The sequence below is a fragment of the Zhongshania borealis genome, assembly GCF_039539625.1.
GTDB classification, from domain to species: Bacteria; Pseudomonadota; Gammaproteobacteria; order Pseudomonadales; family Spongiibacteraceae; genus Spongiibacter; species Spongiibacter borealis.
This window is the reverse complement of record NZ_BAABDM010000001.1, coordinates 708104-724507: the sequence shown is the minus strand read 5'-3', so window position 1 is coordinate 724507 and position 16404 is coordinate 708104. Positions and strand designations below refer to the sequence as shown.

The window sequence follows — 16404 nt, the reverse complement described above, 5'->3', positions numbered from 1 at the left end:
TTATATAAAAGCGATCGTTTTCAAGCCTTCGCAAGGAGAGTAATAATAATGCAAGCCATGATGAACACTCAGCTGACTATTACGTCTTTAATGAAACATGCCGACAAAGTGAATGGCGGGGTAGAGATCGTATCGGTGACCGCAGACAATCCGCGCCACCGTTACACCTACAGCGAGGCGTTTGCCCGCGCCAGAAAACTCGCAAACGCATTGGTTAAGCTTGGGCTAAAACCTGGCGATACAATCGCTACTTTTGCGTGGAATGATTACCGCCACTTAGAAATTTATTACGGGGTGTCGTGCAGCGGCATGATCTGTCATACGATCAACCCACGCTTATTTCCAGAGCAAATTGAATACATTGTTAACCATGGCCAAGACCAATGGGTATTTGTCGACGCGACCATTGTACCCCTATTGGAAGGGCTGCAGCACACCATGCCCGAGGTCAAAGGTTTTGTCGTGATGACCGATGCGGCGCATATGCCTGACACAAAATTGCGAAATGTACTGTGCTACGAAGATTTACTTGCAGCAGAAAGCGATGAGTTTGAATGGCCCGAATTGGATGAAAACACCCCGTCGGCGCTATGCTACACATCTGGTACAACAGGTAATCCCAAGGGCGTGATGTATACCCATCGTTCAACGCTACTGCATTGCTATGCGAGCATAGCCCCGGATGTGTTTGGCCTGTCTATTAAAGATGTTGCGCTGCCAATTGTGCCAATGTTCCATGTAAACGGCTGGGGATTGGTGTACAGCGCGCCGATGACCGGTGCAAAACTGGTCATGCCTGGTCCTAAAATGGGCGATGGCGAAACGCTCTGCAACTTAATTAACGAAGAAAAAGTCACCGTATCAGCGGGTGTGCCAACAGTCTGGTTGGCGCTACTGAATTATTTAGAAAAAACCAAGCAGACAGTGGAAAGCCTGAACCGTTTGACGGTTGGTGGGGCTGCTTGTCCGTTCACGATATTTGATGACTTCCGCCGCAAACACGGTGTAGATGTTCAGCAAGGTTGGGGCATGACCGAAATGAACCCACTTGGAACATTTAATGGCATTGTCGCCCCAGAAGTGGCCGCACTGGCCCCTGAAGAGTACGACAAAATGCGCCTAAAACAGGGTCGGCCGGTTTTCGGTGTTGAGATGAAAATTGTCGATGCAGAGAACAAAGAACTGCCTTGGGACGGAGAAAGTGCCGGAGCCGTAAAAGTTCGTGGTCCTTGGATTATTGCCGAATACTATCGCTACGATGGTCAGACTCTTGATGACGATGGCTGGTTTGAAACTGGCGATGTGGCCTGTGTCGATAAATACGGCTACATGAAAATTACCGACCGGGTTAAAGATGTTATTAAATCGGGCGGCGAATGGATCAGCTCCATTGAACTCGAGAACTGTGCGGTAAATCATCCTAAAGTGGCCGAGGCGGCAGTGGTTGGTATGCCACACCCCACCTGGAGCGAGCGGCCTTTACTGTTAGTTATTTTACAGGAAGGTGAAGACCTAAGTCGCGAAGAAATGCTTGCTTGGTTTGACGGTAAGGTCGCCAAATGGTGGATCCCAGAAGACTGTTTATTCGTTGAGTCACTGCCACATACCGCTACTGGCAAGCTAAGTAAGAAAGATATCCGTGAAACTTATAAAGATTACAGCTGGCCCGCGTGAGCTTGCCTTCAAACAGAGTCGAGGTCGGCTCTGTTTTTGTAATGTAAAAATGTGCAAGCCCTAAAGGATATGCAATGAGGGATTTTCAAGCGGTGATCAACAGTGTCACCGCAACCGCAGACATGAATCGGTTTAAAGCCACCGTTGATGAGTCTTGGCTACAAGGTAGAACGGCATTTGGCGGTTTAAGTGCTGCGCTAGTGGCGACCGCGATGAATAATATCGTCGCCCCCGACCGCCGGTTGCGGTCTTTGTCGGTACTGTTTGTGGGGCCAGTTCCCGCCGGGGAGCACGATATCCAACTTCGCGAATTGCGTGTTGGTGGTTCTGTGAGCCATTTGCAGGGTGATCTTATCTGTCAAGGCGACGTTGTTGTTAATGTCAGCGCAGCTTACGGCAAAGACCGGCCGTCAGCCGTGACCGTTGCTTCGCCAAAAATGCCGAAACTGAGCGATCCCGAAGCTTTGGCGCGTCTACCCTATATAGAAGGTGTCACTCCGAGTTTCACTCAGCATTTTGATATGCGAACTGAGTACGGCGCTAAACCCTTTAGTGGATCAAGCTCCGCTGACTTCGGCGTGTGGCTCCGTTTCCCAAAGCACCGGCCTATTGATATAGCCGCATTAATCGCACTGGCAGATGTACCACCCATGCCTGGTCTAAATATGATAAAACCACCGGGTATTGGGAGCTCACTGAGCTGGTATTTGGAATTTCCCTGTGAGTTACCCACCGCCGACGCGTCGGATTGGTGGTATTGTGATTACCGTTGCGCCGCCGCTGGCAACGGCTATTTTCATAATAATGCGACAATTTGGGGACCTGATGGACAGGCTGTCATGTTTAGCCGGCAAATTGCGACGGTTTTCGAAAAACACTGAAACGGACTTCACTGCGACAGTTGCGCTGCGTTTATGTGGCGGTGCAGCCGCAAATAATACCATCTGTAGTTAGTTAGGTTTAAATACGGGGACACGAACGTGGCAATGGATTTCAGTCCGTTTATCGAAAATAACGCGCGTTTACCGTCGATTCCTAGGGTGGTAACCCGTATCGTTACCCTAGCCCAACAGGGTGATATCGATATGCAAAATATCGCTGACCTTGTGGCCAGCGATCCGGCACTCGCCGCTAAGACTCTGCAATATGCCAATTCACCGATTTATGCCAATGACCATAAAATTGAAAACCTACGTCGCGCCATCGTCTTGCTTGGACTAAACACCACAGTCAATCTTGCGTTAAGCTTCTCTTTAACCTCGTCTATTAAGGAGCCTCGGGGCTCTGGTTTACACTATCCCTTATTCTGGCGGCGATCCCTATTGTCTGCGAGTGCCGCGCTGGAACTAGGCCGCCTTACGGGGGAGCGCGCTCTTGAAGAACTCTTCTTAGCCGGTTTATTGCAAGATATAGGGATGATTGCAATCGATCGTCTCCAAGCTGATTTTTATGCGTCCCTGCAAAGTGATCAAGTATTTCATCAGCGCGTTCGCGAATACGAAATAGAGCATATGGGCGGTGACCACGCCGAGGCGGGCGCATGGCTAAGCAAGCACTGGGGCTTAGCCGACCGAACGACCTTGGCTATCGCCAATAGTCATCGGCCCGGAACGTTTGCCAAGGGCGATCGCGACGGTTTATTTGTGCGCTGCGTGGCTGTATCTGGTGTGGTCGCTGACTTTTTGATTCTCGGTGAAACCAGCGACGCGCGAAATCAGTTGATTTTACAATGTCAGCGTATACTTGAGCTAAGCAACAACAAAATCGACACGCTCATTGACCGTATGCATGACAAAATTCCAGAAATGGAAGAGTTGTTTGACATCAGACTGACAGAAAGTGCGAGCCAATCCAGCTTACTAGAAGAAGCCAATGCTACCCTGGCTGCCATGAACATCGCTAGCTTGCAGCGCACGCCACAGAAAGCCAGCCAGAACGGACCAGAGAAGTTAAGTAGGGAAGAGCGCTACGATCCGCATACGAAGATATTTTCTCGTAAATTTGCCGACGGCTATATTCCTGATGCTTTTGATATTGCTTGCCGGACAGATCGCAATATCAGTTTTGCGCTGCTGGAAGTGGGTAATTTAAAAGACATACGCAAGCGCCTTGCTGACCCGGATGCATTCATTGCCGAAATGGCTCGCGCTCTTGAAAGTAACGTCCGCGCAGGCGATGTATTGATTCGCTATAGCGACGATCTATTCCTCATAATCCTCGGCGGCACGACGCCAGCCCAGGCAAATATGGTTAGCCAGCGTATATACGACGCGATCGGCTTACTGCATAGCCCAAGTAAAAAAGGACCACTGGGCGGTATTACTGAAATCAGTATTAGCGCAAGTATTGGGGTTGCGACGCATAGCCAAGCCCATGAGTTTCGTAGTGCTGAAGAGCTACTCAATGCTGCCCAGGCTGCGCTCTATACGGCTAAACTAAAAACGCCGAGTCGAATTGCAGAATTTGAAGAAGATTCAGATTGAGACCGAGACCGACCTCACTCACACTAGAGACACCCCTCATCTCATGAAATTACTTCAGGTTTTTATTCTAATCTTCAGCGTTTTACCGCTGAATACCGCGCATGCAAACGACCAGTTAAGACAGGGCATCGAAAGCTGGACTGGCGGCTACCCCGCAGTGGTGAAAAGCGAGCTCATTCTTAACAAAGAAATACTCAGTAATTTTTATACTCAGCGTAATTTCAAGTCGGCGTGGTTTAACAGGGAAGTCTTGTCTAGTGGAGGGCGTGCCCTGCTTAAAACCATCAACGATATTGAACGGGAAGGCTTGCTCCCTGACGACTACCATTCTCGGCAAATTCTGCCGTTATTGACCGCTGACCTGGCGGCAGTGGATATCGCCAGTTTTGACCTCCTACTAAGCGACGCCTTCCTTAGCTTGGCCAGTCATTTGCAATCAGGCAAAGTGGATCCGCTCACGCTAAGTACAGAGTGGGAAGCGAACAGGCGACATAGCGACCTACAATTGCTTCTCCAGCGGGTAGTGGATGGTAGTGATGTCGCAACTGCATTAGACAGTTTGCGGCCCAAGCAAAGCCGTTATTACCGGTTAAAAATAGCCTTAGCCAAAGTGGAAGGATTGTCAAACGCGCCGTGGCAACAGAAGCTCGCGGAAACGCCCGCGATCAAGCTTAAGGCGATCGATAGCCGCGTTACCATCATTGCCGACAGACTGCGAGTTTGGGGGGATCTCCCTGCTTTCACGCTCAATAATACCCTTGCAGACTCACCCGATGTATATACCGATGTAGTCGCCCAAGCTGTTGTGGTGTTTCAGCGCCGCCATGGACTTGACGCAGATGGCGTTATTGGCCGGGAAACCATAAAAGCCTTAAATATTTCACCCAAGGAACGCGCCAAACAGATTGTTGTCAATATGGAACGCTGGCGCTGGCTAGCACAAGATTTGGGTGATAAGCATTTGCTTGTCAATATTGCGGCTTTTGAGCTCAAAATCATCGACAACAACGAAACAGTGTTAGTTAAGCCGGTCGTGGTCGGTCGCAATTACCGTAAAACGCCGGTTTTCAGTAATAAAATCCGCTATTTGGTACTGAATCCGACCTGGACTGTCCCTTTTAAATTGGCGGTAGAAGACAAGCTTGCAGAAATCCAAAAAGACCCCGGCTATTTAAATCGGCTTGGTATGCGCGTTTATCGCGGTGATTCGACAAGCCCGATCGATCCCTTCTCAATCCATTGGAACGAGATTACTAAGCGCAACTTTCCGTTTAGGCTAGTACAGGGGCCGGGGCCACAAAACGCACTCGGTCAGGTCAAATTCATGTTTCCGAATCCTCATGATGTGTATCTTCACGACACGCCATCGCGGGAACTGTTTAAAAAAGCTGAGCGGGCCTTCAGCTCTGGCTGTATTCGTGTGTCTGATCCGCTCGAACTCGCGGAATATCTTCTCCGAGATCAAGGTTGGGATAACAGTAAAATCGCCGCAGTTATTGCCAAGGGTGAAACGACGACGGTCAGCCTAAAAACACCACTGCCGATCCATATCGAATATTGGACTGGCTGGGTCGACCGTGAGGGTATTCTTAATTTTCGTAACGACATCTATGAACGTGACCAGCCATTGTGGCAAGCCTTAAATAAACCTCTGAGTCGAGTCGAGCTCTAAATGTTCTTGAAACGTGTAGGCTGTAAATATCGCGTGTTCGTCTTAACGGCATTCACGGTTGTTAGCCTCTTTATTTCGCCGCTCCACGCCGGAGAAAAACTGAATTTTGACCCTGGACTTGCGCCGTTTAGCGTCGAAGCGAATAAAAAACCGCTACACCACGTTATTAATTTACGCACCCTAATGCCAGGCGAAAATTTAAACATCCAGCTTAAGCAGCATAAGCCAGGGGAGTTTACGGTCAGTCTAGGCCCGCAAAATCTCAAATTAAGCGGGGCGGGGCATATAGCCTGGGTCGCCCCCAACAAGTCAGGCTACTACCCAATAATCGTAGTTCGCAACAAAGATAAGGCAGTAGTTGAACTTAAAGTGTTTGTGTTGGTTCCAGCTAGTCACATTGTCAACGGTAAGCTAAATGGCTATCAAATTGGCAGCTACCCAAGCCCGCTCAAGGGGCTTGCAAGCTACCGGCCGCCCAAAGGGTTTATTGAGATTCAAGCTGAGCTGGAAAACCTACGCGTATCACCACATTTCACTTTAGGGCAGTTCTTATGTAAGCAGCAAAGCGCCTATCCCAAGTATTTACTCTTGGATTCACGGTTGCTAGATAAACTCGAGTTATTACTGCGCAAGGTAAACAGCAAGGGTATCGCGACCAACAGTTTTGTGGTGATGAGTGGGTACCGCACCCCCTATTATAATAAGGCCATCGGCAATGTCACCAATAGTCGCCATATCTACGGCGGCGCCGCGGATATCTTTATTGATGTCCGCCCAGTTGACAATTTTATGGACGACATTAATCAAGAAGGAATGAAAAATCTAAAGGATGCCGAGTATCTTTACAATATTGCGGATAAATTGGTAAGCCATAGCAAACATCCCGAGCTAGTGGGTGGAGTAGGGCTATACGATAAGACGTCGGCTCACGGGCCCTTTGTCCATGTCGATGTTCGCGGCACGCCTGCCCGCTGGGGCCATCAATAATACAGTTTCTGAGTTAACTAGTTTAATAACTAAGCCTTAAGACAAAATACTGAAACTCGGGATCAACAAATCAGCAGGGAACGATTAAGCCCCGTCGCCTTCTAAATTTGAGCGCTGAGTACACCCTATATCAGCAACTACGAGAATAAGGCGCGGTGAATGAATGCAGTTATTGAAACTACCTCCCTTGCTTAAAGCAAGGGATAACGCCGACACATCGGTCGTCGACGGCTACAAATCTATCGTGGTCGCGCTGATCTTTTTGTGTCTATTCATCGGCGCTACAAGACTTCACGCCGGAGATGATACGCAACCGCCACATTTGAGCGCCGATGAAATCACGGTCGTTAGTTACGAAGAGAGTGAATATAACGACCCCTTAATGTCGTTTAATCGCGCTGTTTTCGCGTTTAACGATTTTAGTTATCGCTACGCACTTATTCCCTTAGCCAAAGGCTACCGCTACATCACGCCAGATCCAGTCGAAAGCGGAATTAGCAATATATTTGCCAATATCAAAGCACCGATCCATATTGTTAATCACTTATTGCAACTGCAACCAAGTAAAGCAGGGACGACGACCGCACGATTTCTGATTAATACGACGATTGGCATTGCTGGAATTTTTGATCCGGCTGATGCGTGGTTTTCCCTTAAGAAAGACGAAACCGGATTTTCAGACACCCTTGTCCAATACGGCAGCGGCTACGGTAGCTATCTTGTACTGCCTTTTGTCGGGCCCGCAGATTTGCGAAGCGGTACAGGGCTGATTGCTGATTACTTCCTTAATCCCATTCCTTATCTCGCTCAACAACCCGATTCCACTATCATTATGACTGGCGATAATTTGCAAGCCTTTGCTCCACAGGCCGAAAGCTACGAGACCCTCCATTCAAAAAGTGACGATCCTTATTTGTTTTTCCGGAATATGTACTTACAAGGCATTTTACGTGACCAGGAATATGAAAAGTCCCTAGATGACACGCAGTCGAGTATTCGATGAAGGAAACCGTCAATGCTTGAGTCATTATTTTCTCGTCATAAGCTCATCCTATTGGTGTTTGCGTTTCTCGTTGCATTTTTTGCCTGGCACAGCCGTAGCTTTGAGATCAATGCCTCCGCTGACACCCTGATTTCTGAAGACAACCGGGACTTTATTAATAGCCAAAAAATCAGTCAAAAATTTGCTCCAGAAGAGTTTTTGATTGTTGCCTATAAACCCAAAAACACGGGAATATTTTCTCCGCAAAGCCTCGACAATATCGCCAAGCTAAGTAAAGAACTTAGCCAGTTGGAGCGGGTTAAGTCTGTGCGCTCGATAATGAATGTACCGTTACTGGGCAAGGGCGGAGAGAGTTTGAGTGCGAATACCAATCCCAGCGAACTCACCCAAAGCAAGCTCAATCTCAGTGAGCAAGCGCTCAAAGACTTATTTAGGAACCACCCAATCTATGATGGTCTTATAGTCAATCACGAGCAAACCGCGACCGGCATCCAGCTTTTGTTTAAACCCAACTTAAAGCTGAAAGCCTTGGACGCCCAAATTCTCCGTCTTCAAGAGAAGCGTCTTAATAGCCCCTTAACCAACGAAGAACAAGCCAAGCTCAAACACCTAAAAGCCCAAGCCGAGCCCTTAGAAAATACGCTACGGGATAGCCGCAACAAAGAGGTTGAACAGCTTAGGGAAATCATCGAAAAATACCGCGGTGATGCCGACCTCTATCTTGGCGGGGTACACGTATTGGGCTATCAGCTCATCAATATAATTCAGCACGACCTAAAAGTATTTGGCGCCGCAATTGGCTTACTGATTTGTGTATTGATCTATGCCATTTTTCGGCGGTTGAGCTGGGTGCTAATTACCGTGCTTTGCTGTGCTAGTAACCTATTTATTACGGTCGGCGCCTTTGGCCTACTCGGATTAAAGGCAACGGTTATTTCGTCGAACTTTATTTCGCTGCAGCTTATTCTTAGCCTCGCGATTGTCATTCACCTGATTGTTCAATATCGCGAAGAACTCAGCAAGACGCCGGATTTAAGCCAAAACGACTTGGTACTACAAACACTCAGAGAGAAAGTTGCACCGTGCTTTTTCGCGGGTTTCACTACCTCCCTAGGTTTTGCATCTCTACTGCTTAGTGATATTGAGCCGGTAAGTACTTTTGGTTTAATGATGATCATCGCCATGGTAGTTACCATTTCCTGTACGTTGCTGTTGTTCCCCGCATTGTTACTACTGTTTTCTAAAGAGCGCGCCACTCAATCGACCGGTATATTCAGCGCTATCATGCACAAGACGCAGGCTTTCTGCGCCGCACGTAGTGGCCTAATCATCGTATTCAGCCTTGTGTTTTTTACCGCGAGTGTGCTCGGTTCACTGCGCTTAGATGTTGAAAACAGCTTTATTAATTACTTTGCCAGTGACACTGCGGTACACAAGGAACTGAGTTTCATCGACACTGAGTTTGGCGGAACAACCCAGCTGGACGTGATCTACACGCCACCGAAAGCCGATAGGCCCAATAAAAATTTAGTTTTGCGAGCAGCGGACATCCAAGCCGTGCACGGCATCCAGAAATCCTTGGATGAATTTGATGCGATGGGTACCACGCTCTCTGTCGTTAATCTTACAAAACTGGCGAAACAGCTAAACAACAATAAGCCGCTCACTGAATATGAGCTTACGGCGGTTTATTGGACCTTGGACAAAAGCATGCGCCAGGATCTGCTAAGCAGTTATTTTATAGAACCGCCAGCCCAGTTGCGCATTAGTGGTCGAATCAAAGACAGCACCAAAGATTTGGATCGCGGCGTTTTACTCGCCAATATCCACAAAGATATACAGGCTCTCGGAATCGCGCCTGAAAGCTACCAGCTTAGTGGCTTGTTTGTTCTGTATCAGGCAATGCTCGATCAATTGTTCACCTCGCAAATTCTGAGCCTAGGGGCTGTCTTTCTCGCCCTTGGCATTGCCTTTTGGGTGATTTTTAAGTCGCTGCGTATCGCACTGATCACGATTGTGCCGAATATAATCTCCGCGATTGCCGTACTCGGCGTTATGGGCTGGATGGGAATTCCACTGGATTTTATGACGATGACAATTGCGGCGATCGCAATGGGGATTGCAGTGGATGACACAATCCACTACACCCACCGTTACCTACAAGAGCTAAAAAGTAATACTCCAGAAGAGGCCATTGCGCGCAGCCACCACAGTGTTGGTTTGGCCCTGATCTATACGTCCCTTATCATCGCCGTAGGATTTGGCTTGTTAGCATTCTCTGATTTTGTGCCGGGTATTCTGTTCGGACTCCTCACTGGCCTGGCGATATTCATCGCCTTAATAGCGGACTTAACCTTACTCCCGGCGCTATTACAGAAATATGTTCGCGAGCCGGTAGCGAAAAATTGTGCCTAGACGTAATCCCTAAGCGGCTTAATACCAAAGCTTTACGCCAATTAGCCACTCCATCGTTTCCACGTCACTGGTAGCATGTCGAGCTAAGTCGGCGGTATTGCCATATTTTTTCGACCAGTTAACGCCAATATAAGGCGCAAATTCCCGGCGAATTTCATAACGAAGACGCAGGCCAGCGTCGATCTTCGCGAGGCCGCTGCCTTGCTCATATTTAGGGGCATTGCGGCTATAAAGGGTGGTTTCTAGCTCAGGGCTGAGAATGAGTTTCTGGGTGAGCATTAACTCGTACTCGGCATCGATACGCAGCGCGGTTTGGCCGCCTTCACCAAAATACAGCGCGCTGTCTATTTCGAAAAAATACGGTGCCAAGCCCTGCAAGCCTACTGCAAACCAGTGTTGGTTTTGGTCTTGGTTAAAGTCGCCACGCCAACCTATTTGCAGATCCCAGTAGGGGGCAATAGCGTGGCTGTAAAGCACTTGCAGTTCAGATTCTACGCGCTGACCGTCGACAAATTCGCCTTCGGTTTTTAACCATAATTTGCCTAGGTTTTTGCCCAGCCAAACATCGGCATTCCAGCTGCTAATATCGAGATCGTCGCTTTGCGAGTCGTTGTTAAGGCGCTGCTCTAATTGGTTTATCGACACCATGCTAATGAGTGGGTCGGCGGCTTCGTGGGCGAAGCTCATATTGTTTACGGCGATAGCCAATAGGCTCACAGTGAATCCGCGCTTAGTCATTTTCATGCTACACCTCCTTTATGGCTAATGCGCACTTCCCGCATCATGCCCGGCATGTGGTAGAGCAAGTGGCAGTGGTAAGCCCAGCGGCCGAGGGCATCGGCGGTGACGAGGTAGCTAATTTTTGAACCCGGTTGAACCATAATGGTGTGTTTTCGAGGAATGTATTCGGGATCGCCAGTTTCTAGCTCGCTCCATACGCCGTGTAAATGAATAGGGTGAGTCATCATGGAATCGTTCACTAGGGTAATACGCACGCGCTCGCCAAAACTAAGGGCAAGGGGCTTGGCATCGGCAAAGGGAATGCCGTTTACCGACCACATATAGCGGTGCATATTGCCGGTAAGGTGCAATTGAATTTCACGGCTGGGTTCGCGGCGATCTTGGGTAGGGTACAAGTTGCGCAGCTGGCTATAGCGCAGCACTTTACGACCATAAAGCTGCTGGTGATCACGTAGGCCAATTCCTGGATCATCGAGTCCGTTTTGGGGGCTGTTGGCGCGGGCGTCAACCTGGGGGCCAAATTCGGTTTTTACATGGGCGATTTCGCTGTTGCTGCCAAACCCCGCTTTGCCCAGAGGCGCTGGCATCGGCATACTCATGGCGGCCATATCGTGTTGACTATGATCCATGCCTTTCATATTCCTCATATCATGGCCACTGTGATCCATTTCTTTCATACTGCCCATATTGTGCTGGCTGTGATCCATTCCCGCCATGCCGCCCATGTTTTGGTCGCCATGGTTCATACCTGCCATAGCCATGCCCATATCGCGGTGGGTTAGGACGGGGGCGGGATCCATATTAGGAATGGCCGCACTTAAGGCTGGGTTGGCGCTAAGGGTCCCACGGCTAAAGCCGCTGCGGTCAATGCTTTGCGCAAATACACAGTAAGCACTGTCGTCACTGGGTTCCACAACAACATCGTAGGTTTCCGCCACGCCAATGCGAAATTCATCGATGGTGAAGGGTTCAACGTTTTGGCCGTCGGCGGCGACCACGGTCATTTTAAGGCCGGGAATACGCACATCGAACATAGTCATGGCGGCGCTATTTATGAATCGTAAGCGGATTTTCTCGCCGCGTTTAAAAAGTCCCGTCCAGCCTTGTTCCGGCGTTGCGCCGTTCATTAGATAGGTGTAGGTATAGGCGGTAACATCGGCAATATCCCGCTCGCTCATGCGCATTTGGTTCCACATGCTGCGCTCAGACCAGGTATTGCTCAGCCCCTTTTCTTTAATATCGCGCCATAAATCACCGGCAGTGCGCTCATTAAAATTATAATAATCGCCGCGTTTTTTAAGCTTGGCGTAAATATCTTCTGGTACCTCATCTGACCAGTCTGAAAGCTGCACCACGTAGTCGCGGTCGTAGCTCACTGGGTCGGAATCTCTAGGCTCGATCACAATGGCGCCGTAAACCCCGGTTTGCTCCTGAAAACCAGAGTGGCTGTGATACCAGTACGTGCCGCTTTGCTGAACTTTAAAGGCATAGTCAAAATGCTCGCCGGGTTTAATGCCCGCAAAGCTCATACCGGGTACGCCGTCCATTTCAGCGGGCAGTATCATGCCGTGCCAGTGAATCGAGCTGTCGTGGGCAAGGTGGTTGCGCACCCGCAGGGTGATATCGTCGCCTTCCTTCCAACGTAAGATGGGGCCGGGCACGCTGCCATTCACCGCGGTAGCGATTCTGGATTTGCCGGTAAAATTAACCGGCTGGTAGCCAATGTCTAAATCAAAATGTTTGCCGCTGAGGGTTTGGCGTTCCGTAAGTTTTGGCGAATTGGCCGCGCCCCAGCTCAGTGGGCTGCCGCTCAAACCAATTAGCGCGCCAGCACTGGCTGCGCCCATTACAAACTGACGTCGTGACACGCTTGGCTGTGGAAGCGAGTCGCCAGCGGCGATAGTGGGATTTATTTTGTATTTCATCGTCATATTCCATAATTAATTGCTATTAGCGCTGGTCGTCTAGAGGGTTGATTTCCCAATCGACAGGCGCAGTTGTCTTGTAATCAACTAAAAATGGGTGGCTTAATCAGTGAGGAGGGGTGTTGAGGCAGCAGTTGAAGGTCAAACTCGGCTACAGAGAAATAAGGTTTAATGGTCTGCTTAGCTAGGTTTGCGGCGAGCAGTGCAAGAGTGCTGCAACTACCTATACAGCACTGGCATTTGGCGTCGCAGTGAACACTGTTGCTGGTCGAATCATGAGACGCTGAGTGCAGGCCTATATCTGTAGTGTTTTCAGCGTGTGAGCTATGGCTAGAATGATGATGGGAACTGTTGTGTTCGCTGTGGTTTTCACTAACACAGTGACTTGCAGCAGACGTCATTGGTGCGTAATTCGCCGCGTGGGTCATTCCTAACATCGGCACCGCAGCCAGCACCGACTTACTGAAATAAATCAGTATCAGTAAACTCAGCAGGGGAATGTTAAGAAGCTTTTTCATATTTTAAGGGCTAATAATCTCTTAATGATCTGGCTCATTTGTCGGCGTGAAGTTCGACGCCTTAGGAATGCAGTGAATCTCAGATATTTTTCATACTACGTCTTTTTGGCTTTTGCTTCACCACATTGCTGCTCTAAGCCCTGCAGTATTGGGCACTCGGCGCGGTTGTCACCGTGGCACTCTGTCGCTAAATTTTGCAAAAGATTACGCATGGCGCTGAGTTCAGCGATTTTATCATCGAGTTCTTTAATATGCTGCAAGGCAAGTGCCTTCACATCACTGCTGGCGCGGCCCCGATCTTGCCATAGCGACAGCAGTTGTTTGATCTGGTCTAAAGAAAAGCCCAGTGAGCGACTACTCTTTATAAAGCTTAGGGTGTGCAGATCGTTGTTTGAGTAAATGCGATAGCCCCCCGGACTGCGGCGGGACTCTTCAATAAGACCAATCCCCTCGTAGTGACGGATCATTTTTGCCGATATGCCGCTGGCTTTGGCGGCTTCACCGATATTCATTTTAGTTGTCCTCGCGGGGATTGTTTGCGCTATCGGGTTTCCAGCGCTTTAAGAGCAGGGCGTTACTCACCACGCTCACGCTACTAAAGGCCATGGCCGCACCGGCAATAACGGGGTTCAATAAGCCAAACGCCGCCAGCGGTATACCGACCGCATTATAGATAAAGGCCCAAAACAGATTCTGCTTAATTTTACGGTAGCTGCGCTGGGAAATGGCAATCGCATCTGCCACCAGCGCAGGGTCGCCGCGCATTAAGGTAATACCCGCGGTGTACATGGCCACGTCGGTACCTGTGGCCATGGCAATGCCAATATCGGCCGCGGCGAGGGCGGGGGCATCGTTTATGCCGTCGCCGACCATGGCGACAACGCGGCCTTCGCTGCGCAGTTGGCTAACTTTCTTTGCCTTGTCGTCGGGCAAAACATTGGCGACAAAATCGCTCAGGCCTAATTTTGCGGCAACCGCGCTGGCGCTGCCTTGATTATCGCCGGTGAGCATAATAGTTTCTATTCCCTTCTCGCGCAGTTGCGCGATGGCCTGGGCAGCGGAGGCTTTGATCTCGTCGCCAAAGGCCAGTAAGCCAATCAGTTTTGAACTATCACCTTCAACGGCCAACCATGACAGGGTGTTGCCTTGCGCTTCTAAGTCTTCAGCGGTTTTCGCTAAATCGCCAAGCTCAATATTCAGCTCTTTCATTAAGCGTGTATTGCCGAGGCATAGTTGCTGGCCGTCGACAAGGGCGCTTACACCGCGACCGGCCAATGCTTTGGCATTGCTGGCTTGGCCTACCGAAATGCCTTGTTCTTCAGCCCTGGTCATAACCGCTTTTGCCAGCGGATGATCGCTGCCGGATTGCACGGCGGCCGCGAGGCGAATTAATTCGCGCTCATCGCCGTTCACGGCCTTGGTGGCAGTTAGGGTCGGCCTGCCCACGGTCAAGGTGCCGGTTTTATCGAAAATTACCGTGGTGGTTTTGTGAGCAATTTCTAGCGCTTCAGCGTCTTTAATCAATATGCCGTATTTTGCCGCCACCCCAGTTCCGGCCATAATCGCAGTGGGGGTAGCTAAGCCAAGGGCACAGGGGCAGGCGATAACCAATACCGCCACGGCATTGATTATCGCGCCTTGAATATCGCCGTTATAAAGCCACCAAGTGACCAATGTGGCGAGGGCAATGACTAATACCACCGGCACAAACACCGCGCTGACTTGATCTACCAAACGCTGGATCGGCGCTTTGGCGGCTTGGGCATTTTCGACCATGCGAATAATCCGCGACAGGGTGGATTCGCTGCCGATTGCGGTGGTTTCAATCAGTAAGACACCGTCGGCATTGATCGCGCCGCCGGTGACCTTATCGCCCACGTCTTTACTAACGGGCAGGTTCTCGCCGGTGAGCATAGACTCGTCGATGTGGCTGGCACCTTCTTTAATTACACCGTCGACTGGGATTTGTTCACCGGGTTTTACAATGACCAAATCGCCGCTGCGGATATTTTCGACGGCCACTTCTTTGTCACCGTTCTCACCACGAACTCGCGCAGTAGCGGGGCGCAGGGATTGCAGGGCCTGAATGGCTGCAGTGGTTTGGCGTTTGGCGCGGCCCTCTAACCATTTACCCAATAGCACCAAGGTAATAACAACCGCAGAGGCTTCAAAGTAATAGTGGCCGCTAGCATGGCCGCCGCTATGTGTTTGCTCCGCAAAATACGGCCGCATTAATTCAAATACGCTCAGGCCGTAAGCGGCACTGGTGCCGAGTGCGACCAGTAAATCCATATTGCCGGTTTTGGCTTTAAGTGCGGCCCAGCCAGCGCGGTAAAAGCGCGCGCCCAGCCAAAACTGTACCGGTGTGGCGAGTAAAAATTGCAGCCAGCCCGGCGCCATCCACTGGCTGCCAAACACGCTGAAAACCATCGGCAAAAATAAGGGCGCCGATAAAATCGCGCCAATAATAACAGCGCGGGCTTCTTTGCTAGAGGCACTGGTTTTTGTGTCTGGTTTTACCTTGGCTTGCTCAGTGTCTAGCGTTGCTTGGTAACCCGCATTGCTGACGGCGGCGATTAATTCGGCGTTGCTAATCGCGTCTTGAGCAAACTCAATATTGGCGATTTCTGTTGCTAAATTCACGCTCACCGCAAGCACACCGGGCGTTGCTTGCAAGGCTTTTTCTATTCTGCCAACGCAGGAGGCGCAGCTCATGCCGCCAATCTTAAGGCGAATCGTGCTGGTGCTTACGTGGTAGCCCGCGTTCTTAACGGCCGCGCTCAGTTGTTCGCTGGGCACCGCTTTGGCTAGGGTAATTTGCGCCGTTTCGGTGGCCAAATTAACGCTAACCTTGCTAACGCCATCAACGGCGTTTAAGGCTTTTTCAATATGACTAACACAGGATGCACAGCTCATGCCTTCTATGCCAAAACGAAGTTCCTGCTGAGCTGGGTGCGTGTTTGATACGGCTGCGGTCATGGCGAGC

12 protein-coding genes are annotated in these 16404 nt (G+C 49.9%); 7 read left to right on the top strand and 5 right to left on the bottom strand.

What is annotated here, in order from left to right:
- Window positions 1-48: 48 nt before the first annotated feature.
- From ABD836_RS03370 to ABD836_RS03340, 7 genes are all read left to right on the top strand, one after another.
- Window positions 49-1674 (top strand): long-chain-fatty-acid--CoA ligase, encoded by a 1626-nt coding sequence (locus tag ABD836_RS03370; protein WP_425583004.1) that lies wholly within the window; start codon window positions 49-51, stop codon window positions 1672-1674.
- A 74-nt stretch (window positions 1675-1748) separates the two neighbouring features.
- Window positions 1749-2555 carry an acyl-CoA thioesterase gene (locus tag ABD836_RS03365; protein ID WP_344932386.1) on the top strand — a complete coding sequence of 269 codons (807 nt, stop codon included), beginning with the start codon at window positions 1749-1751 and terminating at the stop codon, window positions 2553-2555.
- 105 nt (window positions 2556-2660) lie between these two features.
- Window positions 2661-4157, top strand: coding sequence for a sensor domain-containing diguanylate cyclase (locus ABD836_RS03360; protein WP_344933568.1), 1497 nt, complete (start codon window positions 2661-2663; stop codon window positions 4155-4157).
- Window positions 4158-4200: 43 nt separating this feature from the next.
- Window positions 4201-5829 carry a L,D-transpeptidase family protein gene (locus tag ABD836_RS03355; protein WP_344932385.1) on the top strand — a complete coding sequence of 543 codons (1629 nt, stop codon included), beginning with the start codon at window positions 4201-4203 and terminating at the stop codon, window positions 5827-5829.
- Entirely contained in the window at window positions 5830-6816 is a 987-nt protein-coding gene (locus ABD836_RS03350) for a D-Ala-D-Ala carboxypeptidase family metallohydrolase (RefSeq protein ID WP_344932383.1), read from the top strand.
- Window positions 6817-6979: 163 nt separating this feature from the next.
- Window positions 6980-7819: an MlaA family lipoprotein gene (locus ABD836_RS03345; RefSeq protein ID WP_344932381.1), complete on the top strand. Its 840-nt coding sequence runs from the start codon at window positions 6980-6982 to the stop codon at window positions 7817-7819.
- A 12-nt stretch (window positions 7820-7831) separates the two neighbouring features.
- Entirely contained in the window at window positions 7832-10234 is a 2403-nt protein-coding gene (locus ABD836_RS03340; protein ID WP_344932380.1) for an efflux RND transporter permease subunit, read from the top strand.
- Between the two features lie 18 nt (window positions 10235-10252).
- Here ABD836_RS03340 and ABD836_RS03335 read toward each other — a convergent pair whose 3' ends face one another.
- The 5 genes from ABD836_RS03335 to ABD836_RS03315 form a co-directional block, all read right to left on the bottom strand.
- The gene (locus ABD836_RS03335; protein WP_344932379.1) at window positions 10253-10978 is read right to left on the bottom strand and encodes a copper resistance protein B; all 726 of its coding nucleotides are present in this window, start codon (window positions 10976-10978) and stop codon (window positions 10253-10255) included.
- Entirely contained in the window at window positions 10975-12900 is a 1926-nt protein-coding gene (locus tag ABD836_RS03330) for a copper resistance system multicopper oxidase (protein ID WP_344932378.1), read from the bottom strand. The genes ABD836_RS03335 and ABD836_RS03330 overlap by 4 nt, the downstream gene beginning before the upstream one ends.
- Before the next feature lie 83 nt (window positions 12901-12983).
- The gene (locus ABD836_RS03325; RefSeq protein ID WP_344932377.1) at window positions 12984-13418 is read right to left on the bottom strand and encodes a hypothetical protein; all 435 of its coding nucleotides are present in this window, start codon (window positions 13416-13418) and stop codon (window positions 12984-12986) included.
- A gap of 95 nt (window positions 13419-13513) precedes the next feature.
- Window positions 13514-13930 carry a Cu(I)-responsive transcriptional regulator gene (cueR, locus tag ABD836_RS03320; protein WP_344932376.1) on the bottom strand — a complete coding sequence of 139 codons (417 nt, stop codon included), beginning with the start codon at window positions 13928-13930 and terminating at the stop codon, window positions 13514-13516.
- Between the two features lies 1 nt (window position 13931).
- Window positions 13932-16397 carry a heavy metal translocating P-type ATPase gene (locus ABD836_RS03315; RefSeq protein ID WP_344932375.1) on the bottom strand — a complete coding sequence of 822 codons (2466 nt, stop codon included), beginning with the start codon at window positions 16395-16397 and terminating at the stop codon, window positions 13932-13934.
- Window positions 16398-16404 lie beyond the last annotated feature (7 nt).